This window comes from Methylosinus trichosporium OB3b (assembly GCF_002752655.1).
Classification (GTDB): domain Bacteria; phylum Pseudomonadota; class Alphaproteobacteria; order Rhizobiales; family Beijerinckiaceae; genus Methylosinus; species Methylosinus trichosporium.
Window position 1 is genome coordinate 289,967 of record NZ_CP023737.1, and the last position, 25,778, is coordinate 315,744.

Annotated in this window: 28 protein-coding genes; 21 read left to right on the plus strand and 7 right to left on the minus strand. The window is 66.2% G+C overall.

The window, feature by feature from the left end; all coding sequences use genetic code 11:
* Positions 1–113: 113 nt before the first annotated feature.
* The 3 genes from CQW49_RS01430 to CQW49_RS01440 all read right to left on the minus strand — a co-directional run bounded on the left by CQW49_RS01430 (position 114) and on the right by CQW49_RS01440 (position 3,007).
* On the minus strand, positions 114–947 hold the full coding sequence (locus CQW49_RS01430) for an outer membrane protein (RefSeq protein WP_003610792.1): 834 nt from the start codon (positions 945–947) through the stop codon (positions 114–116).
* A 335-nt stretch (positions 948–1,282) separates the two neighbouring features.
* Complete coding sequence (locus CQW49_RS01435; protein WP_003610790.1) at positions 1,283–1,846, minus strand: redoxin family protein; 564 nt, start codon at positions 1,844–1,846, stop codon at positions 1,283–1,285.
* A gap of 54 nt (positions 1,847–1,900) precedes the next feature.
* Complete coding sequence (locus CQW49_RS01440) at positions 1,901–3,007, minus strand: anhydro-N-acetylmuramic acid kinase (RefSeq protein ID WP_003610789.1); 1,107 nt, start codon at positions 3,005–3,007, stop codon at positions 1,901–1,903.
* Between the two features lie 196 nt (positions 3,008–3,203).
* Here CQW49_RS01440 and nhaA point away from each other — a divergent pair, with 196 nt between their 5' ends.
* From nhaA to dksA, 4 genes are all read left to right on the plus strand, one after another.
* Positions 3,204–4,412, plus strand: a complete 1,209-nt coding sequence (gene nhaA, locus CQW49_RS01445; protein ID WP_003610788.1) for a Na+/H+ antiporter NhaA — start codon at positions 3,204–3,206, stop codon at positions 4,410–4,412.
* A gap of 62 nt (positions 4,413–4,474) precedes the next feature.
* A complete protein-coding gene (locus CQW49_RS01450) occupies positions 4,475–4,810 on the plus strand; it encodes a hypothetical protein (RefSeq protein ID WP_003610787.1) in 336 nt (111 codons plus the stop codon).
* Between the two features lie 214 nt (positions 4,811–5,024).
* Complete coding sequence (locus CQW49_RS01455; RefSeq protein WP_003610786.1) at positions 5,025–6,245, plus strand: NADP-dependent isocitrate dehydrogenase; 1,221 nt, start codon at positions 5,025–5,027, stop codon at positions 6,243–6,245.
* 84 nt (positions 6,246–6,329) lie between these two features.
* Positions 6,330–6,746, plus strand: coding sequence for an RNA polymerase-binding protein DksA (gene dksA / locus CQW49_RS01460; RefSeq protein ID WP_003610785.1), 417 nt, complete (start codon positions 6,330–6,332; stop codon positions 6,744–6,746).
* 75 nt (positions 6,747–6,821) lie between these two features.
* Here the strand turns inward: dksA and CQW49_RS26010 are convergent, their stop codons facing one another.
* Positions 6,822–7,748 carry a flagellar biosynthetic protein FliO gene (locus tag CQW49_RS26010; RefSeq protein ID WP_003610784.1) on the minus strand — a complete coding sequence of 309 codons (927 nt, stop codon included), beginning with the start codon at positions 7,746–7,748 and terminating at the stop codon, positions 6,822–6,824.
* A 236-nt stretch (positions 7,749–7,984) separates the two neighbouring features.
* Between CQW49_RS26010 and cckA the strand changes: the two genes are divergently transcribed.
* The 11 genes from cckA (at position 7,985) to CQW49_RS01520 (ending at position 16,977) form a co-directional block, all read left to right on the plus strand.
* Positions 7,985–10,504, plus strand: coding sequence for a cell cycle histidine kinase CckA (cckA, locus tag CQW49_RS01470; protein ID WP_003610783.1), 2,520 nt, complete (start codon positions 7,985–7,987; stop codon positions 10,502–10,504).
* Positions 10,505–10,551: 47 nt separating this feature from the next.
* Complete coding sequence (locus CQW49_RS01475) at positions 10,552–10,809, plus strand: hypothetical protein (protein ID WP_003610782.1); 258 nt, start codon at positions 10,552–10,554, stop codon at positions 10,807–10,809.
* On the plus strand, positions 10,809–11,114 hold the full coding sequence (locus tag CQW49_RS01480; protein ID WP_003610780.1) for a type II toxin-antitoxin system RelE/ParE family toxin: 306 nt from the start codon (positions 10,809–10,811) through the stop codon (positions 11,112–11,114). Before CQW49_RS01475 ends, CQW49_RS01480 begins: the two co-directional genes overlap by 1 nt.
* Positions 11,115–11,166: 52 nt before the next feature.
* Entirely contained in the window at positions 11,167–11,661 is a 495-nt protein-coding gene (gene coaD, locus CQW49_RS01485) for a pantetheine-phosphate adenylyltransferase (RefSeq protein WP_024749379.1), read from the plus strand.
* A 17-nt stretch (positions 11,662–11,678) separates the two neighbouring features.
* Positions 11,679–12,233 carry a peptidylprolyl isomerase gene (locus CQW49_RS01490; protein WP_003610777.1) on the plus strand — a complete coding sequence of 185 codons (555 nt, stop codon included), beginning with the start codon at positions 11,679–11,681 and terminating at the stop codon, positions 12,231–12,233.
* A 78-nt stretch (positions 12,234–12,311) separates the two neighbouring features.
* A complete protein-coding gene (locus tag CQW49_RS01495) occupies positions 12,312–12,764 on the plus strand; it encodes a peptidylprolyl isomerase (RefSeq protein ID WP_003610775.1) in 453 nt (150 codons plus the stop codon).
* An 87-nt stretch (positions 12,765–12,851) separates the two neighbouring features.
* A complete protein-coding gene (gene queA, locus CQW49_RS01500; RefSeq protein ID WP_024749377.1) occupies positions 12,852–13,898 on the plus strand; it encodes a tRNA preQ1(34) S-adenosylmethionine ribosyltransferase-isomerase QueA in 1,047 nt (348 codons plus the stop codon).
* Complete coding sequence (locus tag CQW49_RS01505; protein WP_003610771.1) at positions 13,895–14,224, plus strand: hypothetical protein; 330 nt, start codon at positions 13,895–13,897, stop codon at positions 14,222–14,224. The genes queA and CQW49_RS01505 overlap by 4 nt, the downstream gene beginning before the upstream one ends.
* An 88-nt stretch (positions 14,225–14,312) precedes the next feature.
* Positions 14,313–15,467: a tRNA guanosine(34) transglycosylase Tgt gene (gene tgt, locus CQW49_RS01510; RefSeq protein WP_003610769.1), complete on the plus strand. Its 1,155-nt coding sequence runs from the start codon at positions 14,313–14,315 to the stop codon at positions 15,465–15,467.
* Between the two features lie 22 nt (positions 15,468–15,489).
* Positions 15,490–16,725, plus strand: coding sequence for a DNA methyltransferase (locus tag CQW49_RS01515; RefSeq protein WP_003610767.1), 1,236 nt, complete (start codon positions 15,490–15,492; stop codon positions 16,723–16,725).
* A 15-nt stretch (positions 16,726–16,740) separates the two neighbouring features.
* A complete protein-coding gene (locus tag CQW49_RS01520) occupies positions 16,741–16,977 on the plus strand; it encodes a BrnA antitoxin family protein (protein WP_003610765.1) in 237 nt (78 codons plus the stop codon).
* On the opposite strand, the gene CQW49_RS01525 is transcribed toward CQW49_RS01520, so the two are convergent.
* Entirely contained in the window at positions 16,950–17,450 is a 501-nt protein-coding gene (locus CQW49_RS01525; protein ID WP_003610763.1) for a GNAT family N-acetyltransferase, read from the minus strand. The two genes, CQW49_RS01520 and CQW49_RS01525, sit on opposite strands and share 28 nt — an antisense overlap.
* A 72-nt stretch (positions 17,451–17,522) precedes the next feature.
* Here CQW49_RS01525 and CQW49_RS01530 point away from each other — a divergent pair, with 72 nt between their 5' ends.
* From CQW49_RS01530 to CQW49_RS24255, 3 genes are all read left to right on the plus strand, one after another.
* The gene (locus CQW49_RS01530) at positions 17,523–18,182 is read left to right on the plus strand and encodes a M15 family metallopeptidase (protein WP_003610762.1); all 660 of its coding nucleotides are present in this window, start codon (positions 17,523–17,525) and stop codon (positions 18,180–18,182) included.
* Positions 18,183–18,224: 42 nt separating this feature from the next.
* Entirely contained in the window at positions 18,225–20,327 is a 2,103-nt protein-coding gene (gene recG / locus CQW49_RS01535; protein ID WP_003610761.1) for an ATP-dependent DNA helicase RecG, read from the plus strand.
* A 96-nt stretch (positions 20,328–20,423) separates the two neighbouring features.
* Positions 20,424–20,570 carry a hypothetical protein gene (locus CQW49_RS24255; protein WP_155931226.1) on the plus strand — a complete coding sequence of 49 codons (147 nt, stop codon included), beginning with the start codon at positions 20,424–20,426 and terminating at the stop codon, positions 20,568–20,570.
* 3 nt (positions 20,571–20,573) lie between these two features.
* Here the strand turns inward: CQW49_RS24255 and CQW49_RS01540 are convergent, their stop codons facing one another.
* Complete coding sequence (locus tag CQW49_RS01540; protein ID WP_003610759.1) at positions 20,574–21,284, minus strand: glutathione S-transferase N-terminal domain-containing protein; 711 nt, start codon at positions 21,282–21,284, stop codon at positions 20,574–20,576.
* Positions 21,285–21,558: 274 nt separating this feature from the next.
* Between CQW49_RS01540 and CQW49_RS01545 the strand changes: the two genes are divergently transcribed.
* From CQW49_RS01545 to CQW49_RS01555, 3 genes are all read left to right on the plus strand, one after another.
* Positions 21,559–22,437, plus strand: coding sequence for a hypothetical protein (locus CQW49_RS01545; RefSeq protein ID WP_155931225.1), 879 nt, complete (start codon positions 21,559–21,561; stop codon positions 22,435–22,437).
* A gap of 12 nt (positions 22,438–22,449) precedes the next feature.
* Positions 22,450–23,229 carry a hypothetical protein gene (locus CQW49_RS01550; protein WP_003610757.1) on the plus strand — a complete coding sequence of 260 codons (780 nt, stop codon included), beginning with the start codon at positions 22,450–22,452 and terminating at the stop codon, positions 23,227–23,229.
* Positions 23,230–23,331: 102 nt separating this feature from the next.
* Positions 23,332–24,405: a glycosyltransferase family 2 protein gene (locus tag CQW49_RS01555; protein WP_024749376.1), complete on the plus strand. Its 1,074-nt coding sequence runs from the start codon at positions 23,332–23,334 to the stop codon at positions 24,403–24,405.
* A gap of 155 nt (positions 24,406–24,560) precedes the next feature.
* Here the strand turns inward: CQW49_RS01555 and CQW49_RS01560 are convergent, their stop codons facing one another.
* Positions 24,561–25,667, minus strand: coding sequence for a sensor histidine kinase (locus CQW49_RS01560; protein ID WP_003610754.1), 1,107 nt, complete (start codon positions 25,665–25,667; stop codon positions 24,561–24,563).
* Positions 25,668–25,778 lie beyond the last annotated feature (111 nt).

The window sequence follows — 25,778 nt, forward strand, 5'->3', positions numbered from 1 at the left end:
CGAGCGAGCCTGAAGGCTCGCGGTCCGAGAGAGAGCGCTCCCTGGACCGCGAGCCTTCAGGCTCTGCTCTTCGTGACGGCTCGGCCGCTCTCGAGAGCGGCCGAAACGCGACCTCAGTATTTGACGGTGGACGGCTCGCCGCCCATGAAGTTGAAGTGATAGTTCACGCCGGCGCGCACGACGTGGCCGTCGAAGCGGGCGGTCGACTGCGCCCAGGAATTCTGCGCGCCCGCGCCGTCCGTGTAGGCGAAGGATGCGCCCGGCGTCGTCGCATTGCCGAGATCATAATAGAGATATTCGGCCTTCGCGCTCCAATGCGGCATGAACAGCCATTCGAAGCCGCCGCCGACGGAATAGCCGACGCGCGTGTCGGAGAAGGAGTCGGAGCCGGTCGCCGTTCCGTAATAGGCGCCGCTCAGATTGGCCTGGCCATAGGCGAGGCCGCCGGTCGCATAGGCGAGCAGGGTCGGCGTCACCAGATAGCCGACGCGGCCGCGCACGGTGCCGAGATAGTCGAGGCTGCGCGAGATCGACGCCGAGGCGGTCGGGCCGTAATAGCTCGCAGCCTGGCGGTCGGAGGCGACGCCCTGCATATCGGCCTCGAGGCCGACCACGAAGCTGTTGTAGACCTGCGCATTATAGCCGATCTGGCCGCCGCCGATGAAGCCGTCGTTGCTGACCGAGGCGTTCCAGGGGAAATTGCCGCCGAGCGCCTGCGCGCCGAAGCCGGCCGAGCCCGTATCGGCATAGGATTGAGTCACTGTGTTGTTGTTCGTCCAGCCATAGCCGGCGTTGAGACCGACATAGAAGCCCGTCCACATGGGCGGCGGCGGGGGCGGCGGCAGAAAGGCGGGGGCGTCCTTGCGCGAGGGAAGGTCGGCAGCCGACGCCGAGCCCATACCGAAAGCCAAGGCGAGCATGCTCGCGGCGACGACATATTTCTTCATGATCGCAGTCCTCACTCTACCATTTCTCGACTCGCCGGGCGGGCCGGAGCGTCGACGCCACAGGGTCGGAGCGAGACGCGTCCAAACCGCGACGGCGAGCGTCGATGAGGAAGCTGTAGCTCGAGCTGATAAAATTCAAGTTAATTTTTCGCAATCCGACGCTCGTTAACACGATAGAAATAACGTTCTTACGCTGCTATGGCAAGGTCACGAATAAACACTCGCTTCTCCACAGTTTCGCCTTGTTTTCTCTTCGTCGGCTTCTGGTTGTATTTCTGTCTACACGCGTCGCTGGGTGCGACAATTTGCAACATGCTCTCGAGGATATCGTGATATCAAGCGGGTTTGCTCAGCGCCGGCAGGAGTTGCGCGTCCAGGATTTGCGCGTCGAGCGGCCCGTGGAGGGCCAGCTCTATCACCGGCCCGGGCCCGATCACGAAGGTCGCCGGCACGCCGCGCGCGCCGAGAGCGCGCTGCAGCTGCGCTCGGCTGTCGAGTCCGACGGCGGCGTAAGGATTGCCGCTTCGCGCCAAATAGTCGCGCACATGGTCCGGGTCGTCGCGCACGGCGGCCCCGAGGATCGGAGCCGGCGACCGCGCCGCCAATTGCACCAGCAGCTCATGCTCCTCGCGGCACGACGGGCACCAGGACGCCCAGAAGTTCAGAATGGACCGGCGTTCCGACAGCGCGCGCGACGAAAGGCCGGGCAGGGGCCGGCCGGACGCATCGACGAGGCCCGGTGAAGCGGCGAGCTCGAAGCTCTCGAGCGACAGAGGATTGAAGAGGCGCCCGGCCCAATCCTTGCGGATCGCGACCGTGGCGACGAGGCCCGCGCCGGCGGTGAGCAGCAGACCCCGACGGCTGAAGCCGGCGGACTCCTGGCGATTGTCATAATTCATGGCGTCGCTCCCGCTGTTGAATGCGGAGCTTGGCCGCAAAGTCTCGAGAAGTCGTCAACCCGCGCGCGCCAGCCTGCCGCCCGGCAGAGGCGAGGGCGCTCCCGTCGTGGTCGGAAAGGTGAGCGGCAGGCCGTTCAGAGAGCGAACGGCGAGAAAGGCGAAGGCCTGTGCCTCGATCGCCTCGCCGGACCAGCCGAATTGCTCGGCGTTCCGCACATCGCAGGGAAGGCGCGCGGCGAGCGCGCGCATCAGCGCCAGATTGCGCGCGCCGCCGCCGCAGACGATGGCGAGGCGCGGCGGCGCCGGCAGCAGCGAAAAACATTTCGCGATCGAGGCGGCGGTGAAGGCCGTGAGAGTGGCCGCCGCGTCGAAGGTCGCGAGACCCTCGACCGGCGCCAGCGAAAAATCATTGCGATCGAGCGATTTCGGCGGCGGAGCCTCGAAATAGCGATGATCGAGAAGCTGCGCCAGCGCCGCCTCGTCGACATGGCCGGCGGCCGCTGCGGCCCCGTCACGATCGAGCGGAACGCCGGTGCGCGCCAGCATCAGATCGTCGATCAGCGCATTGCCGGGGCCGGTGTCACAGGCGATCGGCTCGGCCTCGCCTTCGACGAAAGTGAGATTGGCGACGCCGCCGATATTCAGCACGGCGACGGAACCTTCGAGCCCGCTCGCGGCGACGAGGGCGCGATGATAGACGGGAACGAGCGGCGCGCCCTGGCCGCCCGCGGCGACATCGGCGGCGCGCATGTCATAGACGACGTCGATTCCGAGCCGCCGCGCCAGCGCGGCGCCGTCGCCGATCTGCACGGTGAGCCGCCGTTCCGGGCGATGCAGCACGGTCTGGCCATGAAAGCCGATCACATCGACCGTGGCGGCGTCGATTCCATTCTCTCGCAAAAAGGTCTCGACCGCCTCGGCGTGGCGGTCCGTCACCATGCGCTCGGCGTCGGCGAGCGGGCCCGGCCGCGCGGTCCTGTCGTCGAGGTCGATCGCCTGCGCCAGAGCCGCGCGCAGCAGCGCTCGGTCCTCGTCGCGATAGGGCGCGAACAGGGTCGGGCAGAAGGAGAGCGGCCGCAAGCCGTCGGTCTCGAGCAGCGCGGCGTCCACGCCGTCCATCGAGGTGCCGGACATGAGGCCGAGGGCGCGTACGACGGTCATCTGGGCGTTTCCTCTCTGCGGTGGAGCGTGATCCCGGTGCGCGTGACGAAGCCGTTCTACGCCCCTGCGCGTCCGCGGTCGACCATTGCGGGTGCGCCGGGGATGGGGCCGTCCGAATCTCGTTGAACAAGGTCGTAAAATCGCCCAAGACGGAGGCCTGCGGCGCGTCTCTCTCATCTTTAGCGGATCCTGCTTCATGAACCGTGGGCGTCACCGTATTCGCTCGACCTTGCGGCGCTTCCTCGACAGTGAGGCGGCGGGCGGCGTCACTCTGATGTTCAGCGCCGGTCTCGCCTTGATCCTCGCCAACTCGCCCTTCGCGGAAGGCTACGCCCATGCGCTCGAGAGCGAGCTCGGCCCACTCTCGGCGCTGCATTGGATCAACGATGGGCTGATGTCGATCTTCTTCCTTCTCGTGGGGCTGGAGATCAAACGCGAATTGCTGGACGGCCATCTACGCCAATGGTCGGCGCGGATTCTTCCCGGACTCGGCGCGCTCGGCGGCATGGCGGCGCCGTCCCTCATCTTCGCGGCGCTGAACACGCATTCGCCGGAGACGCAGAGAGGCTGGGCGATCCCTTCGGCGACCGACATCGCCTTCGCGCTCGGCGTGCTGTCGCTGCTCGGCGATCGAGTGCCCGCCGCGCTGAAAGTGTTTCTGACGGCGCTCGCCATTCTCGACGATCTCGGCGCCATCCTCATCATCGCGTTCTTCTACGCCGGCCAGCCGGCGGCCGGGCCGACGCTCGGCGCCGGCGTCGCCTTGTTTCTGCTGCTCGGCCTCAATCTCTTCGAGGTGCGGCGGCTCACCCCTTATCTGATGCTCGGCGCCGTGCTCTGGTATTGCGTCGAAAAGAGCGGGATTCACGCGACTCTCGCCGGCGTGCTGCTCGCCACGATGGTTCCGCTCCGCCTCTCGGGGCCGGATTTGGACGAGCATACGCCGCTGCATCGGCTGGAGAATGGGCTCAATCCCTTCGTCGCCTTTCTGATTCTGCCGCTGTTCGGTTTCGCCAACGCCGGCGTCTCGATCGGGGAGGGCGGCTTCGCCGAAGCCGCCGGGGCTGTCTCTCTCGGAGTTGCGCTCGGCCTCTTCGTCGGCAAGCAGCTCGGCGTGTTCTCGGCCATCGCCCTCGCCATTTCGACCGGCCTCGCGGTGCGGCCGACGCGATCGAGCTGGATGCAGCTCTATGGCGTTTCGGTGCTCTGCGGCATCGGCTTCACCATGAGCCTGTTCATCGGGCAGATCGCCTTCGAGGCCGACGCGGGCGCGCTGCGCGCGACCAAGATCGGCGTGCTCGCGGGCTCGCTGACGTCGATCGCGCTGGGCTCGTCGATCTTGTGGCTGAGCTTCGCCGCCAAGGCCCGCGCCGTCCTGCGATCGCCGGAGGATGCGGCGGAGTGAACTCTCGTTGGAACCATGCGATGATGCGCGCTTTCCGGCCGCTCTTTCGCGAGGCTCGACCCATGCCGCTTTTCAAGCTTCCCCTCTCCGGCGACGTCGCCCAGACCATCAATCCGTTCACCTCTTTCTTCAGCCCCTATGGAAGCCAGCTCGGCCTCATAAACATCAATCTTGGACGCTCCAGCGCGCCGCAGGTGGAGGAGGAGGTGCTGATGGACGTCGGCAGCTATGGCAAGCAGCTCGGACGCATCGGCGATGCGCTCGCCGTTCTGCTCGCGCATTTCGAGCCGCGCCGCGCGCTCACAGAGCGGGAACAGCAGGCGATCGACGAGGTGAAGACGATGCTCGCCGAGATCGACGCGGTGAAGAAGCGTCACGAACGGCCCTGCGCGCCCTGAGCCAGAGCGCTTTCCCATCGCACGGAATCGTTTGATCGACCAGAATTCGCTCCAAACGAAAGCGGCCGTCATCGCGAGCGAAGTGCAGCGATCCAGAGCCGCGGGGCGGCGCCCTCGAGCGCCGTGCTCCGCTCTTTCGCGCACGCCATGGCGCCTGCTTTGCCTTCCGCCGATCGGGCGCTATAAGGCCGGGGCCTGACGCGGGGAGAATTGAATGAGCAAGATCAAGGTCGAAAAGCCGGTCGTCGAGCTCGACGGCGACGAGATGACGCGCATCATCTGGGCTTATATCAAGGACAAGCTCGTCATCCCCTATCTCGATATCGAGCTGCTCTATTACGACCTCTCGATTCAGAACCGCGACGCCACCAATGATCAGGTGACGGTCGACGCCGCCGAGGCGATCAAGCTGCACGGCGTCGGCGTCAAATGCGCGACCATCACGCCCGACGAAGCGCGCGTCAAAGAGTTCGATCTCAAGGAAATGTGGAAGTCGCCCAATGGCACGATCCGCAATATTCTGGGCGGGGTCATCTTCCGTGAGCCGATCATCTGCAAGAACGTGCCGCGCCTCGTGCCGGGCTGGACGCAGCCGATCGTGATCGGCCGTCACGCCTTCGGCGATCAATATCGCGCCGTGGATTTCCGCACGCCGGGCAAGGGCCGGCTGACGATGAAGTTCGAGGGCGAGGACGGCACGGTGATCGAGAAGGAAGTGTTCAAATTCCCGGGCGCCGGCGTCGCCATGGCGATGTACAATCTCGACGACTCGATCCGCGAGTTCGCCCGCGCCTCGATGAATTACGCGCTCAATCGCAAGTTCCCCCTCTATCTCTCCACCAAGAACACGATTCTGAAAGCCTATGACGGTCGGTTCAAGGACCTGTTCCAGGAAGTGTTCGACGCCGAGTTCAAGGTGAAGTTCCAGGCGCAAGGCCTCACTTATGAGCATCGCCTGATCGACGACATGGTCGCCTCGGCGCTCAAATGGTCCGGCGGCTATGTGTGGGCCTGCAAGAATTACGATGGCGACGTGCAGTCGGACACTGTGGCCCAGGGCTTCGGCTCGCTGGGGCTCATGACCAGCGTGCTGATGACGCCGGACGGCAGGACTGTCGAGGCGGAGGCGGCCCATGGCACGGTGACTCGCCATTATCGCGAGCATCAGAAGGGCCACGAGACCTCGACCAATTCGATCGCCTCGATCTTCGCCTGGACGCGCGCGCTCGCGCATCGCGGCAAGCTCGACGGCAACGCCGCTCTGACCGCTTTCGCGCAGACTCTCGAGGAGGTCTGCGTTTCGACGGTGGAGCAGGGCTTCATGACCAAGGATCTGGCGCTGCTCGTCGGCCATCGCCAAAAATGGCTGTCGACCACGGGCTTCCTCGAGAAGATCGACGCCAATCTGAAAACGGCGCTGGCCGGACGTGTCTAGAGCCTTGCGGACGGAAGTGATTGTGCTGCCAGGACGGCGCGGCTATATAGACGCCGCGTTCAGGCTGAGAGAGGATTCGAGGCCATGGCGGTGGATCTAGACGAAAGCTACAAACCGTCCGAGCAGGAAGCTTTCATGAATGAGCGGCAGCGCGAGTATTTCCGCCGCAAGCTGCTCACATGGAAAGACGAAATTCTGCAGGAGAGCCGCGAGACCCTGGCCACTCTGCAGGCGGAGAACGAGAATCATCCCGATCTCGCCGATCGCGCCTCCTCGGAGACCGATCGCGCGATCGAGCTGAGGGCTCGCGACCGTCAGCGCAAGCTCATCGCCAAGATCGATGCGGCTCTGTCGCGGCTCGAGGATGGGACCTATGGCTATTGCGAGGAGACTGGCGAGCCCATCTCGCTGAAGCGGCTCGATGCGCGGCCGATCGCGACTTTGTCGATCGAGGCGCAGGAGCGTCACGAACGCCGCGAGCGCGTCTATCGCGACGATTAGAGTCGCTGGCTTTTTTCGCGGATTCCGGTCTCATCGAACAACGCCCGCGGTTTGCCGCGGGCGTTGTCGTTCGGGTCAAGGCTTGTTGCCGGGTTCCGGCCGTCCGAGCAGACGCGCCATTTCCGCTTCCAGTGAATCGAGCGGGTCGACCTCCGGGCTCGGCTTTGGCGCTGCGGCCGGCGGAGACGGAGGCGCGGGCGGCGGAGCAGGCAGCGGCGGCGCGGACGCAGCGGGCGCCGGCTGAGGCGGCAAAGGAGCCGGCTGGACCGGCGACGGAGCCGGGGGCGCGGGCGCATGCTCGACGCCCTTCTCGGGCGCGGCTTCGGGTCCCGCCGGCGGGGCGGCGGCCTTCTGAGTGCGCGAGAGGAAGGGCGGCGGCGGCGGTCGCGGGGCTCTCGGGGTCGGCGTGAAGCCGGGCCGCGGCGGCGGCGTGAAGCGCGATGTCGCGGCCGGTCGCGGTGCGGCGGCCGGCTGAGCTTCGCCAGCGGGCGCGACAGGCGGCTTGGCCGGCGGCGGCGGTGGAGGAGGCGGGGGCGCGAACATATCTGACGGCAGCGGCGCCAATCCCGGCGGCGGCGCGATCGGCGGACCGTCGGCAGGCCGCTTGCCGATTTCTGCCGGCGGCGGCGGAATCGGGCCGAGCGAAGCGGGCGGAGGCGGCGGCGCGAGGGGCCATCCGGCGGCCGAAGGCGTCTCGCGCGGTCGCGCGTCCCGCGTCTCGACCCGCGAGATCGCCGCTTCGACCAGAACGTCGTTGGGGCCGCCGATCAGCAGCAGATGCTCGACATTATCGCGTCTCACGATCACCAGCTGACGATCGCCGTCGAGATCGAATGTGTCGACGATGTCGAGCCGCCGCGGACGATTGCGCGGACCGGGCGCCTTGATGCGGCGTCCGAACAACAGCCGATAGATGTAGAGCAGCAGAAGCGCCGCGAACAGAAAGGCCACGACCGCAGCGAGGATCGGCAGAAGCTGGGATTGGGTGATGCTGGGGGGCATATGAATCGCTTTTTCTCTCGTCGTGACGCGGCGCGAGCATGCAATCTATCAGTTTTCGAAGCAAGAGAGCCCGAAAGGTTAATCAATGGTTAATGCGCCGCGCCAACTAAGGGCGCAGCCCCCGGGAAAACGGCGCGCGGGCGTTGCCTTGCGGCGCGCGCGGGGTCATTGTCTAGCGCGATTCACCACTTCGCCGGCGCATTTCGCCGGGCGAGACCGAGCGAGACTCCGTCAGAATGCACGACAGGCTCGAAAGGCCGACGCCTCCCGCCTATGACCGGACCGAACGCCCCGGCAATATCGGGCTCGTATTGGCGCTCGCGATCGGACTCGTGGGCGCGATCGTCTTCGCTTCGCTGCTGCCGGCGCCGCTCGCGCCGAAATTCGCGGCGGGACTGCTCGCGCTGCTCGCGGTCGCGGGCGTGTTCTCGGCCTTCGCCTACGCCGTGGGCTTCCTGCGCCTTCCCGCCGCCGCCGCGCGTCGCGACGTCGCCCGGCAGATCGCCGATACATTTTCGGAAGGGCTGCTCGTCACCGAGGGCGATTCGCAGATCGTCTACGCCAATGACGCCTATATGGAGTTGTGCAGCGCGCGCGACGCCGCCGGACTCGTGACCGTCGAGCGCCTGTTCTCGGGCCCGGCCGATGTGTCGGAGGCGATCTATCGCCTCGCCCAGGCGGCGCGCGCGCGTCGTTATCACGCCGAGGACATTCGCCTCGCGCCGCCGCTGACCGGAGACGCCGAGGTCGGCTGGTATCGCATCCGCGTGCGCCCGTTGAAGCGCGACGGCGGCGGGGTTTCGAATCTGTGGACGGTCGTCGACGCCACCGCCGACCGTCAGCGCCAGGAGAATTTCTTCCAGGAGCTGCAGCACGCGATCGACTTCCTCGACCATGCGCCGGCTGGATTCTTCTCGGCCGCGCCGGACGGGGCGATCTCCTATATGAACAAGACGCTCGCCGGCTGGCTCGGCTACGATTTGACGCAGGTCGGCTCGGGCGGAGTCGCGCTTTCCGACATCGTCGCCAATAGCGGCTCGACCTTGATCACATCGGTCGCCGGCGGCGCCGGCGAGGTGCGCACGGCGCAGATCGATCTCGATTTGAAGCGCCGCAACGGCCGCACTCTGCCGGTGCGCCTGTTGCATCGGGTCGCTTTCGGCCAGGACGGAACGCCCGGCGCCTCGCGCACGCTGGTGCTGAACCGCGCCGCCGGCGAGGAGCCGGAGGAGGATCTGCGCGCGGCGGAGGTGCGCTTCGCCCGCTTCTTCAATTCGACGCCCATGGCCATCGCCGCGGTCGATCAGGACGGCCGCGTCACTCGTTCCAACGCTGCTTTCGCCAAGCTTTTGCCGCTGGCGATGAAGGGCGCCGTCAGCTGGCCGATTCTCGACGGCGTCGTCGAGCGCGACCGCCCGGCCCTGCGCGAGGCCGTCGCTGCGGCGCTCGACAACAAGGGCGACGTCGAGCCGGTCGATGCGGCGCTGGAGGACAGCGAGGGGCGGCCGATGCGATCGGCGCGCTTCTTCGCCGCGCCGGCGGAGGACGCCGGCGGCAAGGGCGCGATGATCTATGCGCTCGACACCACCGAGCAGCGCAAGCTGCAGGAGGGCTTCGCCCAGTCGCAGAAGATGCAGGCTGTCGGCCAGCTCGCCGGAGGCGTCGCGCATGACTTCAACAATATGCTGACGGCGATCATCGGCTATTCCGATCTGCTGCTCGCCAATCACCGGCCGACCGACCCGTCCTTCCAGGACATCATCCAGATCAAGCAGACCGCCAATCGCGCCGCCGGCCTCACCCGCCAATTGCTGGCGTTCTCGCGCCGGCAGACCTTGCGCCCGCAGGTCCTGCAGCTCGGCGATGTGCTCTCTGAGCTGCAATTGCTGCTGCGGCGTCTCGTCGGCGAGAAGGTCGAGGTCGATCTGAAGCACGGCCGAGACCTGTGGTTCGTCAAGGCCGACATCAATCAGCTCGAGCAGGTCGTCATCAATCTCGTCGTCAACGCCCGCGACGCCATGCCGGAGTCTGGCGGCCGCATCACGTTGCGCACGCGCAATATCGCCGCGGCGGACTGCGCGAGCTTCGGCGAAGCCTCGCTCGCGGCCACCGAATATGTGCTGATCGAGGTCGAGGACAATGGCTCCGGCATTCCAGCGGATGTGAAAGCCAAGATTTTCGAGCCCTTCTTCACCACCAAGGAGGTCGGCAAGGGCACGGGCCTCGGCCTCGCCATGGTGTTCGGCATCGTCAAACAGTCGGGCGGCTTCGTCTTCGTCGACAGCGAGGTCGGCCGCGGCACCGTGTTTCGCATTCTGCTTCCGCGCCATGTGCCGGAGGCGGGGGAGCTTCCCTCCAAGGTCGAGGCGCCGAAGGCGGCGACCGATTACACGGGGCAGGGCAGCATACTGCTGGTCGAGGACGAGGACGCAGTGCGCGCCTTCGCCGCCCGCGCCCTGGTCTCGCGCGGCTATAGCGTGCTCGAGGCGAGCTCCGGCCTCGAGGCGCTGGAGGTGGTCGAGCGCGAGGGGACGCGGATCGACCTCATCGTCTCCGATGTGGTGATGCCGGAAATGGACGGTCCCGCCATGTTCGCCGAGCTGCGCAAGCGCGGCGTGACGGCCAAGGTGGTGTTCGTCTCGGGCTACGCCGAGGAGGCTTTCGCCAAGAATCTACCCGAGGGGGATTTCGGGTTCTTGCCGAAGCCGTTCAGCCTGAAGCAGCTGATCGAGACGGTGAAGGCGAGCCTGGGGTGAGGGGACAGCTCGCGTTTTCGCGCCATTCATGATATCGAAAAATCGTGATGCAGATCACTTTGACCGCTGATCAAGAGGCTTGGCTCCGCGCGCGCGTCGCGCGAGGCGATTTTGCGTCCGTCGAGGACGCGGTCAGTCGGCTGCTCGAGGAGCGTATCGCCGAGCGCGCCATCGACGAAGACGATTTGTCCTGGGCGAAGCCTGACGTAGAGGCGGGACTCCGGGCGCTGGCGGCCGGCGAGGTCATCTCGCTCGACGAGCTCAAGGAGCGCAATGCGGCCCGTCTCGCCGCCCTCAAAGGGTGATGGCGCGCCTAGTTGTCACTAAGCTCGCGGAAGCCGACCTGGCCGGGATTCTCGCCGGCGTCGCAAGCGAGGCTGGTGTTGGAACCGCTGAAAAATACTGCGCTCGTTTCGAGAGCTTCTTCGATCGGCTGTCCGTCTACCCGGAGAGCTATCCGACCCGGCCGAGCCTGGGATCGCATATCCGCGTCGGCGTCGTTTTCCCGTATCTGGTCATCTATCGTCATGACGCGGCGGAAGACATGATCGGCGTCCTGCGTATTCTGCACGGTCGCCGAGACATCACGCGTGACCTCCTGCGGGCGTGAGGCAGCAAAGCTTCCAGGTTACGACGACGAAAAAATCGCCTATATCGCCCCCATGACCCGCACGGCCCTCTATACCGGCTCCTTCGATCCGCTCACGCTCGGTCATCTCGACGTGATACGCGCCGGCGCGGGGCTCTGCGACCGGCTGGTCGTCGCCATCGGCGCGCATCCGGGCAAGACGCCATTGCTCGCGCTCGACGAGCGCATCGCCCTGATCCGGGAGGTCTGCGCTGGACTGGACGGGACCTTCGAGGTCGTCTCCTTCGCCGGGCTCGCGGTCGAGGCGGCGCGCGAGCACAAGGCGGAGATCATCCTGCGTGGATTGCGCGACGGCTCCGATTTCGACTATGAAATGCAGATGGCGGGGATGAATCTCGCCATGGCGCCGGAGATCAGAACCATTTTTCTGCCCTCGTCTCCGACCGTCCGGCACATCACCGCGACGCTCGTGCGGCAGATCGCCTCGCTCGGAGGCGATGTCTCGCCTTTCGTCCCGCCTCAGGCGGCGGAGGCTCTGCGTCGCGCGCTCTCCGGCCGCCGACCATAAAGCAAAAGGGAGGTTCCATGCTCATCGATCGCCGCGCCTTCGCGCTCGCGGCCGCGCTCGCCGCCGCCGTCCCGACCCTCGGCCACGCCGCCGAGGCCGAGCCGCATACGCTCTATCTCGACACCAAGGACGGCCGCATCGTCATCAAGCTGCGCGCCGATATCGCGCCCAAGCATGCGGCGCAGATCGAGACCTTGGCCAAGCGCCATTTCTACGACGGAATCGTGTTCCACCGCGTCATCGACGGCTTCATGGCCCAGACCGGCGATCCGACCGGCACCGGCATGGGCAAGTCCGATCTGCCGAACATCCCGGCCGAATTCTCCAAGGAGAAGTTCCTGCGCGGCACTTTGGGCATGGCGCGCAGCCAGAGCCCGGATTCGGCCAATTCGCAATTCTTCATCTGCCTCGCTCCCGCGCGCTATCTCGAGGAGCAATATACGGTGATCGGCGAGGTGACCTCCGGAATGGACGTCGTCGACAAGATCAAGAAGGGCGACAAGGCCGACAACGGCAAGGTCACGAATCCGGACAAGATCATCAAGCTGCGCCTCGCCGGCGACGAGAGCTGAACGTCGTGCGCGCCGGGGGCCCCTATCGGCCCCCGGATTGCTTCGCCGACCCGAACCCCAACATGAAGAGGAGCCGACATGAGCGACGCCGAAACATTGAAGCTCGAGACCACGCAGGGCGATGTGGTGATCAAGCTTCGTCCCGATCTCGCCCCCGGTCACGTGGCCCATATCAAGAAGCTCGTGTCGGAAGGCTTCTATGACGGGATCGTGTTCCACCGCGTCATCGAGGGCTTCATGGCGCAGACCGGCTGTCCCCACGGCACCGGCACGGGCGGCTCGAAATATCCGGATCTGAAGGCGGAGTTCAACACGGCGCCGCATGTGCGCGGCACCTGCTCCATGGCGCGCGCGCAGCATCCCGATTCCGCCAATTCGCAATTCTTCATCTGCTTCACCGACGCCCGCTTCCTGGACAAGCAGTACACCGTCTGGGGCGAGGTGATCTCGGGCATGGAGAATGTCGACAAGATCAAGCGCGGCGAGCCGGTGAAGGACCCGGACAAGATTGTCAAGGCGACGCTCGGCTGAGCCCATTCCACGCTGCTGATGCGTTCGCGCTCCCTTCTCCCGCTCGCGGGAGAAGGAGTCGCGCTCAACGATTCCTCTCAAAGCGTCATGCGCGTCGAACTCTTCGATTTCGAGCTGCCGCAGGAAGCGATCGCGCTGCGGCCCGCGAGCCCGCGCGACAGCGCGCGACTGCTCGTCGTTCCGCCGGACGGCCATTTCTCCGATCGTTCCGTCTCCGATCTGCCGCAACTGCTCGCGCCCGGCGACGCGCTCGTCGTCAATGACACGCAGGTCATTCACGCGCGTCTCTCCGGATTTCGCGCGCGCGGGGAATCTCGCGCCCATATCGACGCGACCCTGATCGAGCGCGTCGGCGCGGATCGCTGGCGCGCGCTCGTGCGGCCGGCGAAGAAGCTCGGCGTCGGCGAGAGCGTGCGCTTCGCGGAGGGGCTCGAAGCCCGCGTCGTCGAGAAGGGCGAGAACGGCGAGATTCTGTTCGCCTTCTCGCTCGCCGGGTCTGCGCTCGACGCCGCTGTCGAGGCTTCCGGCGTCATGCCGCTGCCGCCCTATATCGCCGGCAAGCGCGCCGCCGACGCGCGCGACGAGGCGGATTACCAGACCCTGTTCGCCGCCCGCGCCGGTGCGGTCGCGGCGCCGACGGCCGGCCTGCACTTCACCCCGCGCCTCGTCGACGCGTTGACCGCGAGAGGCGTCTCGCTCCACAGCGTGACGCTGCATGTCGGCGCCGGCACCTTCCTTCCCGTCAAGGCCGAGGACACGGCGGAGCACAGGATGCATGCCGAATGGGGCGCGATCGACGCTGCGACCGCCGACGCGCTGAACGAGACGCGGGCGCGCGGCGGGCGCATTGTCGCGGTCGGCACCACCGCGCTGCGCGTGCTGGAGAGCGCCGCGGGCGCCGACGGCCGCATCTCGCCCTTCGCGGACCGCACCGCGATCTTCATCACGCCCGGCTACCGCTTTCGCGCCGTCGACGCGCTGCTGACCAATTTCCATCTGCCGCGCTCCACCTTGTTCATGCTGGTCTCGGCATTTTCCGGGCTCGAGCGCATGAAGGCCGCTTACGCCCATGCGATCGGCTCCGGCTATCGCTTCTACTCCTACGGCGACGCCTGTCTGCTCGAGCGCTCATGAGCGATGTGCGCCTGATCGCCGTTTGGCGCGACGATCCGACAGTCGCGCGACTCACCGTGGATTTACGGATCGAGGGCGGACGCGTCGTCGGCGGCTGGGACGTGTTCGGCGCCTTCGATCTCGACGGCGCCGAACGCCGGCCCTTCATTTTGCGCAAGGACGGGCGTATCGAGCTCGATGCGCGGGTCGCGGAGAGATGGCGCACCGATCTGCGTGGCGTCGAGATACGCATCGGGGCGCGGTTCCGCGTGCTGTGGAACGAGAGCGACGGCGCCGATTACGAGGTGGTGAAGCTCGCCGAGCTCGGAACGAAGACGAGCGGGTGAGAGCGCCAGCGCGGCCGCACGCTCTTTTTTCGTTGGGAGCGCCGGTGTAGGTCAGGGGACCTTCGGCAATCAGGAAAGGGATGAGCGCTTGACCGCTGGATCGTCGAATGCGTCGCCGCAGGCCTTCGCCTTTCGCGTTTTGTCGAGAGACGGCGCGGCGCGGCGCGGTCTCGTCTCGACCCCGCGCGGCGAGATTCGCACGCCCGCCTTCATGCCGGTCGGCACGGCGGCGACGGTCAAGGCGATGTTCCCGCAGGATGTGCGCGCGACCGGCGCCGACATCGTGCTCGGGAATGTCTACCATCTGATGCTGCGTCCCGGCGCCGAGCGTGTCGCGGCGCTCGGCGGCCTGCATGATTTCATGAACTGGCCGCATCCGATCCTCACCGATTCCGGCGGCTTTCAGGTGATGTCGCTGGCCAAGCTGCGCAAGCTCGACGAGCAGGGCGTCGCTTTTCAGTCGCACATCGACGGCTCGCGGCATCTGCTGACGCCCGAGCGCTCGATGGAGATTCAGCGGCTGCTCGATTCGGACATTCACATGCAGCTCGACGAATGCGTGCGCTTGCCCTGCACGGAGCAGGAAGCCGAGCGCGCCATGCGCCTCTCGTTGCGCTGGGCGGAACGTTCGCGCAAGGCGTTCGGCGACCAAACGGGCAAGGCGATCTTCGGCATCGTGCAGGGCGGCGAGACTCCCGCCTTGCGCGTCGAGAGCGCGCGGGCCCTGGCCGCCATGGATTTCCACGGCCTCGCCATCGGCGGGCTCGCCGTCGGCGAGCCACAGGAGGTGATGTTGGCGATGCTGGAGACGGTCATGCCGCATCTGCCCGAGAGCAAGCCCCGCTATCTTATGGGCGTCGGGACGCCGGACGATATCGTGCAGTCCGTGGCGCGCGGCGTCGACATGTTCGACTGCGTGATGCCGACGCGCGCCGGCCGCCACGGCCTCGCCTATACACGCTTCGGCCGCGTGAACCTGCGCAACGCCCGCCACGCCGGCGATCCGGCGCCGCTCGACGCGGAGTCGCCTTGCGAATCGGCGCGCATTTATTCGCGCGCCTATCTGCATCATCTGATGAAAGCCGGCGAAATCCTCGGCATGATGCTGCTGACTGAGATCAATGTCGCTTATTATCAGCAGCTGATGGCGGGCCTGCGCGGCGCGATCGAGGCGGGGCGGCTCGCGGATTTCATCGGCGCGACGAAAGAGGGATGGGCGAGGGGAGAAGGCGCGAGATCATAGTCGACGAAATGAGAGGTGATTCATGCTGTTCGCATTCGCTCGGCGAACGATTTCGAACTCTTCCGATCACGCGTCGGACTCTGCTTTCCTGGAACAGGATCTCCTCGCTTTCGACGCTTTCGGCGCGCCGACCCGGCGCGTGGAGGAGGAGGGCGTCGTCTATCTCGTCAACGAGTTCTGGACCTCGGCGCAGCGGCAGGCGCATTCGATCCATGAGATCAGCTATCGCGCCTGTTTCAAGCCGCAATTGCCGGAGTTCTTCATCTCGCGGCTCACTGCGCCCGGCGACGCCGTCTTCGATCCCTTCATGGGGCGCGGCACCACGCCTGTGCAGGCGGCGCTGCAGGGGCGGCGGCCGGTCGGCTCCGACATCAATCCGCTCTCCGTGCTGCTGACGCGTCCGCGCCTTTCGCCGCCGAGCCTTCCCGAGATCGAGCGTCGCCTTTCCGAGATCGCTCGGGAGGAGGGCGAGATCGAGCGCGAGGATCTGCTCGTCTTCTATCATCCCGAAACTCTGCGACGCCTCTGCGCGCTGCGCCGACGCCTGCTCGAGCGCGCGAGCGGCTCCGCGCCCGATCCGGTCGACGATTGGATCCGAATGGTGGCGATCAACCGCCTCACCGGCCATTCGCCGGGGTTCTTCTCGGTCTATTCGCTGCCCCCGAACCAGGCCGTCTCGGTCGAGGCGCAGGCGAAGATCAATGCGAGACGCGGGCAGATGCCGCCGCCGCGCGACGTTGCGGCGTTGATTCTGCGCAAATCGCGCGCGCTGCTCGCCGACGGCGCGCCGCCGCCGCATCCGCCGGCGCTGCTCGCCACCTCCGAGGCGTGGCGCGCGCCTTTCCTGGGCGAAGGCGAGGTCCGGCTGATCGTCACCTCGCCGCCCTTTCTCGATGTCGTCCATTATGCGAGCGACAATTGGCTGCGCAACTGGTTCGCCGGCGTCGAGGCGAGCGAGGTGCGCATTTCCAAGCATCGGAGCGAGGCGGAATGGGAGCGCATGGTCCGCGCCTGCCTCGAGGAATTCGCGCGTATCGTCGCGCCGGGCGGGCATGTCGCCTTCGAGGTCGGCGAGGTGCGGGGAGGCAAGGTGCTGCTCGAGCGGCTGGTGTGGCGCGCGGCGGAGGGTCTGCCGTTCGAGCGGCTGTTCGTGCTGGTCAACAGCCAGAGCTTCACCAAGACCAGCAATTGCTGGGGCGTCGGCAACAATGCGAAGGGCACCAACAGCAATCGGGTGGTGATTTTGCGCAGGGTGTGAGGGAGAAGGCGAGCTATGGCCGAAGACGACGCGCCAGACTTGTCGACGCCGGAATGGCGAGAGAAATTCTCGGACGCTCGAGTGCGTCGCGGGCGACCGCCGGCCGAGCTGACGAAAGTCTCGACGACCATTCGTCTCGACGCCGATATCCTTGATGCGTTCAGGGCCGGCGGGGCGGGCTGGCAGTCGCGCATCAATGCCGCGTTGCGCGAATGGCTTCGCAATCAACCGACCAATCCGAAACAAGGATGATAATCGACCGCGCCGATCGGCGCCGGTGACCGAAAGAGCAGTGTCATGAACAACTCCGGCGGACCGCCGGCGAAGCGCAGCCCGGCCTGCTGGCGGAAGCCGAAACGTTCATAGAAGCTCGGCTTGCCGAAGACGACGCATCCGGCCGCCGCCGTGGCGCGCAGCCTCGACAGAGCGGCGTCGATCAGCGCGGAGCCGACGCCGCCACGCTGGCGCTCGGGTAGAACCGCCACCGGGCCGAGACCGAACCAGCCGAGCGCAGCGCCGTCGATCGTGACCGGCGAGATTGCGATATGGCCGATGATCGCGTCATTATCCTCGGCGACGAGCGACATAGTGAGCGCGCCGGCCGCGCGCAGCGCGTCGACGAGCGCGCCCTCCTTCTTGTTGCTGAAGGGCATGGACTCGAATGCCGCGTCGACCACGCTGCGAATCGCCCTATGATCGCCCGATGCTTCGTCGCGAATGAGCATGGATCGAACTCCACTGGCTTCGGAGCAGCTCTGCCGTTGCGCCGGGCCGTCGTCAATCTGGGACCGCGCCGCATGACCACGAAAACGACCCGCGACATCGCCGCCGCAGCCGGCGCCTGCATTGCCTGCTCAGCGGCGGCGGCCGCGCTTCCGCCGGGTTTCGTTCGCCTCGCCGACCTCGCGCCGCAGATCGTGCAGGACATGCGCTATGCGGGCTCCGATAATTTCACCGGCCGTCCCGTGCCCGGCTACAAGGCCCCGCAATGCTGGCTGCGCGAGGACGCCGCGCGCGCGCTCGTCGCCGCGCAGCAGGAGGCGAAGAGCCGAGGCTTCGAGCTGATCATCTATGACTGCTACCGGCCGCGGCGCGCGGTCTCCGCCTTCATCGATTGGGCGAAGGGCGCGGATGAGAGCATGAAGGCGCAATATTACCCGCATGAGAACAAGCTGGACTTGTTCAAGCGCGGCTATATCGCGGAGAAGTCGTCGCATTCGACCGGGCTCGCGGTGGATCTCGGCGTGCTCGGCTGGGACTTCGGCACGCCTTTCGATTTCTTCGACGAGCGCTCCTGGACCGCGAGCAAGGATGTGAGCGAGGAGGCGAGGGCGCATCGCGCCACGCTCGAGGCGCTGATGCGCCGCCATGGCTTCGAGAATCTCCCGACCGAATGGTGGCATTACGCGTTCCGTGGCGCGGCCGGGGCGCCGAGCTTCGACGTGGAGATCGAATAGGCGCGCATGACAAAGCGTTCGTGATAGGGGAAAAGGCGCGTCATGCGCCCTTCCATTCTCGATCCACTGTTCGGCCGGGCGGCCGCTCTGCCGGGGATCGGCCCCAAGACCGCCAAGCTGTTCGACCGGCTGCTCGCCGCGCCGGGCAAGGAGACGCGCCTCGTCGACATTCTGTTCCATTTGCCGATCAATCTGCTCGACCGCAGCCTGCGTCCGACCATCGCCGAGGCGCCCTTCGATCAGATCGTCGTGCTGAAGGTGCGCGTCGCCGAGCATCGCAAGCCGCAGGGGCGCTACGCCAAGGCGCCGTACAAGATTTTGGTCGAGGACGACACCGGCGATTGCGAGCTGGTGTTCTTCCTCGCCAACGCCGATTGGATCGAGCGTAGTCTGCCGCTCGGCGCGACCCGCTGGGTGTCGGGCAAGCTCGAGCTCTATGATGGGCGCCGGCAGATCGTGCATCCCGACCGGGTGCTGGACGAGGCGGGCATCGCCAAGCTGCCGCCGGCCGAAGCCGTGCATGGCCTCACCGAAGGCTTGCAGGAGCGTTTCGTCCAGCGCGCCGTCGAGGGCGCGCTCGAGCGCCTGCCGAGCCTGCCGGAGTGGCAGGACCCTTCCGTGCTCGCCGCCAACAAGCTGCCGGACTTCGCCACTGCGCTGCGCGAGGCGCATCATCCGACATCGCGCGCCGACGTCGAGCCGATGGGCAAGGCCCGCCAACGCCTCGCGCTCGACGAGCTGTTGTCGCAGCAGCTGGCGCTGCGTCTCCTGCGTGCGAAGATGAAGCGTCTTCCCGGGCGCGAGAACGCCGGCGACGGCCGCATCACGCAGGCGCTCGAAGCGGCGCTGCCCTTTGCGCTGACCGGCGCGCAGACGCGTGCGCTCGCCGAGATCCGCGCCGATCTTTCGTCGTCGCGGCGCATGCTGCGGCTGTTGCAGGGCGATGTCGGCTCGGGCAAGACCATCGTCGCGTTGCTCGCCATGGCGAGCGTCGTCGAATGCGGGCGGCAGGCGGCGCTGATGGCGCCGACGGAGATCCTCGCGCGCCAGCATTATGAAAAGCTGCTGCCGCTCGCCGAAGGCGTCGGCCTGCGCCTCGCTCTGCTCACCGGCCGCGCCAAGGCCTCCGAACGCGCGCGGCTGCACGAGACGATCGCCAAGGGCGAGGCCGATATCGTCATCGGCACGCATTCGCTGGTGCAGAGCGACCTTGCTTTCGCCGATCTCGGCCTCGCCGTCATCGACGAGCAACACCGCTTCGGCGTGCAGCAGCGCCTCGCGCTCGGCGCCAAGGGCGAGGCGGCCGATGTTCTGGTGATGACCGCGACCCCCATTCCGCGCTCGCTGGCGCTCACTTATTTCGGCGACATGGACAGCTCCGTCCTCGACGAGAAGCCGCCCGGCCGCACGCCCATCGACACGCGCGCGCTGCCGGTGTCGCGCATCGGCGACGTGGTGGAGGGCGTGCGCCGCGCGCTCGGCTCTGGCGCGCGCGTCTATTGGGTATGCCCGCTGGTCGAGGAGAACGAGGAGCTCGATCTCGCCGCGGCGCAGGACCGGCACGACGATCTCACCCGCATCTTCGGCGAAATCGTCGGCCTCGTTCATGGCCGCATGAAGGGCGCCGAGCGCGACGCCGCCATGGAGGCGTTCAAGGCAGGGACGACCCGCATTCTCGTCGCCACCACGGTGATCGAGGTCGGCGTTGACGTGCCCGAGGCGACGGTGATGGTGATCGAGCACGCCGAGCGCTTCGGCCTCGCGCAATTGCATCAGCTGCGCGGGCGCGTCGGCCGCGGCTCGGGGAAGTCCTCCTGCCTGTTGCTCTATAAGGGTCCGCTCGGCGAGACCGCCAAGGCGCGGCTCGTCACACTGCGCCAGACCGAGGACGGCTTCCGCATCGCCGAGGAGGATCTGCGCTTGCGCGGGGAGGGGGAGGTCCTCGGCTCGCGCCAGTCCGGCCTGCCGGGCTTTCGCCTCGCCGACATCGCCGCCCATGCCCGGCTGCTCGCGACCGCGCGCGACGACGCCGAGCTGATCCTGCGCCGTGATCCGGAGCTTGCGAGCCCGCGCGGCGAGGCGCTGCGCGTTCTGCTGTATCTCTTCGAGCGCGACGAGGCGGTGCGGCTGCTGCGCGCCGGCTGAGCGGGCCTTTATCCGCCGCGCCGCACGGCGTAATCTCCCGCGCCGCCGCGCGGCGGACAACGAAAAAAGTCGAAACGCTTCGAGAGGAGGAGAGAGGTGTCGAGCTTGCAGACGATCTGGGGGGTTCTGACTTTTGCCGACAAGGCGATGATCGGCGCGAATGTCGTCGTGGCCTGCATTTTCTTCGTCTCCTGGCGACGCAAGAAACGCCGCATCGCCGAGGCGGCGAAAAAGGGCCAATAAAGCTCAGCTCTCGCGCCGCAGCGTCGCGGATGTCTGGCCGAACAGGATTTTGCGCTCCGCCTCGGTGAAGCCCGAGGCGGAGGGCCGTCGGAGCTCCTCCGCTCTCGCATAGGCGCGAATAACCGCCGGCCGCGCGCCTATGGCCTCGAACCAGCGCTTCAAATGCGGAAACTCGTCGAGATTTTGGCCCTGCGCCGCATAGGGGACGATCCAGGGATAGGCGGCCATGTCGGCGATCGAATAGTCTCCGGCGAGGAAATCACGGCCGTCGAGCCGCCGGTCCAGCACGCCGTAGAGCCGGTTCGTTTCATTCACATAGCGGTCGATCGCATAAGGGATTTTCTCGGGCGCGTAATTGCGGAAATGATGATTCTGCCCCGCCATCGGCCCGAGGCCGCCGATCTGCCAGAACAGCCATTCGAGCACGGCGACCCGGCCGCGTGTCTCCTGCGGCAGGAAGCGGCCCACCTTCTCGGCGAGATAGAGGAGAATCGCGCCGGATTCGAACACGGGCAGGGGAGCGCCGCCGTCGGCCGGCGCATCGTCGACGATCGCCGGCATGCGGTTGTTGGGAGAGATGGCGAGAAACTCGGGCCGGAACTGCTCGCCCTTGCCGATGTCGACGGGAACGATGCGATAAACGAGCCCCGCCTCCTCGAGGAAGATCGTGATCTTGTGGCCATTCGGGGTGGGCCAGTAATGGAGGTCGATCATGTGGACCCTCTTGCTCTGGACGGAGGCGACGCCGTCGCCTCGGGAACCCTCTGAAGCGTACCTATGACGAAGGTTTCGCACGCGCTATTCGACCAGCGAGCAAGAAACGGATCAACCGTCGAATCCGTTCGATGTTCCGGCCTCTCCTCCGACTCATTCACCCTCTCGACGGGGCGGCGCCGAGAGCGCGACGCATGGTGAAACGATGGCCGATGTGGACGAGCTCCCAGATTCGAAGCGTCAGCGGCCGAAGCTCGCCGACAGATTGTCAACGTTGTACGTCCCGTTCGCCTGCGTCGGCGCGAGCTTGCTGCTCATCGGGCTGTTCTACGCCAAAACACGCTACAGCCACTATGTGCTGGTCGGCGAGGAATTGGCGTTTCTCGGCGCGACGCTGCAGCATGGAGCCGACGATTGGCTCTTGCGCGGCTATTCCTATTATTTCAGCACCTATCCCGAGCTCGAGTCGACAGTCACGAATTACATTCGTCCGATAGGAAACATTCTGGTTTGGATATGCCATGCCATTTTTGGCGACAGATATCAGTTCTACTTCATAATCTATTACGCTTCCGCGCTGTCGGCCTTTCTCCTGCTCCTGCTCAGCGTGCGGCCGCTTCGACCACAGGCGGGTCTGCTGCTCGCGAGCGCCCTGGCCTGGAGCGTCTTTTGTCCCGGCGCGGTGGGGAAGGGCCTCTGGTTCATGCCGGCCATGTTCGACATGGTCGTCGGCTTCTTTGTCGTCGCCGCATTCTACTGCACGTTGCGAGAGAAGGACATTCTCGCCATCTTTCTGCTTTTGCTCGCCTTGTTCACCAAGGAAACGGCGTCCTTCGCACCCGTCGCCGCCGCGCTCACCGTTCTCCTCGTCCGTCCCCGGTCGACGAGGAACTGGGCGACGGCGGCGGCGCTGCTGTCGCCTCTCGCCATTTGGATCGCGTTTCGGCTCATCGCATTCGGCGGCGTTCTGGACGGCACGCAAACCTCCTTCGGGCCCCGCGGCCTGCTCTTGCACGGCTTGCTGCGATGGCCTCTGGGCGTCGCCTGGCAATCCTGGATGGGTATGGTCGCAGGGTGGACATCGTCGGGCGGCTCGAGCGCGGGCCTCGCCTCGGGCGCCGCCGCGGCGGCGCTCCTTTTGGCGCGGCTCTGACTCTGGACTTGTGTGCTCTACGTCTCCATTGCGAAAAGCGCGGCCATTCGTCGGCTCGTTGCGAGCGGACGGCCGAGCGAGGCGCCTCCGGCCGACCGGCTGGCGCTCGCCATCATGATCTGGCTCGCCGGAGCGCTCGCCTATGTGATTCTCGTGCAGGCGAGCGCGCGGTTCGGCGCGCCGGCGCAGCTCTTCTTGCTCATGCTGTTCGCGGCCGCCTCGGTCGACCGCGACATGAAATTCGGCCGCATCTGCGCCTTCGTCGGCGTCGGCCTCGTCTTCGTCGTTTATTCTGCGCAGGCGGCCTGGCGTCTCCCCACCTCGGCCGTCCGCATCGAGCAGATGACCGGACAGTATGAATCCCTCTATGCGGCGCTGCGCTCGATCCCTCGGGACGGCCGGCGCGTCGCTTTGGTCAACGCGCCGTTTCACCTTTATTCCTCGCCGGAGCTGATGGTCCATTTGCTCGATCTGGAGATGAGTTTGACATTTGTAGGCAATTACGCCGGATGTGACTTTGGCGCGCTCGCTCCCGGCCACGAATATGTCCGCCGCGCAGGCCGTTCGATCGAGGTCGAGCTCCCGAAATGCGCTCGCGCCCTGGTCAGCGGGCGTCACGCCGTCGACGCGGCGCTCGACAACAGCGTGCTGGAGCGCAAAGGCGTCGGCGTCTATCGCTTTGCGGACGACGCCTTGCGCGTTTATTCGTTCACGCCGCTGCAGGATTTCAGAACCTACGTTTACTACGATTGGTCCGAGAAGACGTATAAGCTCTTCGACGACGCGCCATAGAGCGCTTCCCGAATTCGTTTCGAACGAAAGCCGCTCCTTGTCGCCCAATCGGCGCTCTGATAGGCCCATGACATTGACATAGCGAGCGCGATGGCTTCCCCGATGCAGAATGACGACCCGGGCGAGGGACGATTTGTCGACGCTCCGCCGCCGCGATTGTCGGTCGTCGCACCCTGTCTCGACGAAGAATTGTGCATCGACGCTTTTTTTGCGCGCGCCTCCGCCGCCTGCGCCGCCGCTGTCGGCGAAGACTACGAGATCATCCTCGTCGACGACGGATCGAAGGACGCGACCTGGAGCAAGATTTCGGCGCTCTGCGCGCTGTCGGGCAAGGTGGTCGGCGTCAGGCTCTCCAGAAATCACGGACATCAGCTCGCGGCCTCCGCCGGCCTCGCGGTCTCGCGCGGCGCGCGCATTCTCTTGATCGACGCCGATCTTCAGGACCCGCCGGAAGCTTTGCCGGAAATGATGGAGATCATGGATCGAGGCTTCGACGTCGTCTATGGCGTCCGCTCGTCTCGCGAAGGGGAGTCGCGGATCAAGCTTTTCACCGCGCATTGCTTCTATCGCATTCTGCGCATCGGCGCGGGCGTGGAGATCCCGCGCGACGTCGGCGACTTCCGCCTCATGACGCGCCGCGTCGTCGACATTCTCGACGAGATGCCCGAGCGGCATCGATTTCTGCGCGGCATGGTCAGCTGGATCGGCGGCCGCCAGGCTCCTTATCCCTATCGCCGAAGCCCGCGTTTCGGCGGCCGCAGCAGCTACCCGCTCGCGAAGATGCTGCATTTCGCCGGCGACGCGATCACGAGCTTCTCGGTCCTGCCGCTGCGTCTCGCGATGTGCCTCGGGCTCGCCGCCGCCGTCACCGCCTTCGCCGTGTTTCTCTACGCGCTCTACAGCAAGTTCGCGGGCGAGGCCGTGCCCGGCTGGACCAGCGTCGTCGCCAGCGGCGCGTTCTTCGCGGGCGCGCAGCTGTTCGTGCTCGGCGTCATCGGCGAATATATCGGACGACTCGTCGAGCAGCAGAAAGGCCGGCCGCTCTACATTATCGAAACGGTCCAGACTCAGCGAAGGGCGGCGCTCTTTCCACGGATCGGGCGCGATCGCTGCCCCTGCCGCTCGGCCGCTCGCGAGGCAGGCGGGGCGGAGCCGCCGTCCGGTCCGCACGCCTGAGCCGTCGAATCGCTTCTTTGATCCGTCTGGAGCGCTATCCACCAGAATTCTTTCGTTTGAGCGAATTCTGATCGATCGGACGATTCCGTTCCATCGGAAATCGCTCCAGCGCCGCCGTGCGCATGCGAAAGCCCTCCCGGCCTCTGGTCCGCTCGCTACTCGGTCACCGGGATCGTCACATAGAAAGTCGAGCCCACTCCCGGCTGCGACGTCACCGACATCCGCCAGCCATGCCGGTCGGCGATGGATTTGCAGATGGCGAGGCCGATGCCGGTGCCGGGATAGCGGCCTTTGGGATGCAGGCGCTTGAACGGCTCGAAAACGAGCTGATCATATTTGCTCTCGAAGCCGATGCCATTGTCGGAAAATCCGACGACCACCCTCCCGCGCTCTTGCGCCGCGGCGAAGATGCGCACGCGCGGCGGCTCGTTGTCCTTGCGGTATTTGAGCGCGTTGGACACGATGTTCTGCGTCAGCCGCGCGAATTGCGAGCGATCGGCGTCGAAGGCGAGATGCGGCGCCTCGACCGCGATTGTCGCATGCGTCTCCTCGATCGCCTCGGAGAGATCGTCGAGGGCGCGCTCGATCTCCTCGTGCAGATCGAGCCGCTGCAGATTTTGCGCGTCGTTGATGGCGCGCGAATAGGTGAGCAGATCGTCGATGAGCTCACGCGCACGGAGCGCCGAGCTGCGCATCACCGTGTTGGCGTAGCTCATGTCCGCCGCATCGGACGCGGCGATCGCATGCTCGAGTATGTCGGAGAAGGCGGCGATCTTGCGCAGCGGCTCCTGCAGATCATGCGAGGCCACATAGGCGAATTGCGCGAGCCGCTCATTGGCGCGCTCGAGCTCGGCCGCTCGTTGCGACAGCGCGTTCTCGGCCTCGCGCCGCGCAGTGATGTCGAGCACGGTCGCGAGCACGACGAGGCCGCTCGCGGTGTCGATCGGCGTCAGCCCGATCTCGACCGAAAACTCGCTGCCGTCGCGCCGCGCGGCCTTCAGATCGCGGCCGACGCCCATCGGCCTTTTGCTCGGCCTGGCGAGAAAGCTCTGGCGCAGCGACGCATGTCCGGCGCGCATGCGCGGCGGCGCGAGAATATCGATGGACTTTCCGATCAGCTCGCCGCTACCATATCCGAACATCCGTTCGGTCTCGGCGTTGACGAACAGGATCATGCCGGAAGCGTCGCTGACGATCATCGCCGCCGGGGCCGACTCCACCGCGAGGCGAAAATGGTCGTCGCCTATGCTGTCGAAACTCATCGCGCACCCCTTGCCGCGCCGACCCTTCGCGCTCCATAACGGCCCGACGGCGTTTGGATTTTTGTTCTCGTCGCGTGACGGAACGGGCGCGCCTCAAGAGATGGTGATTGA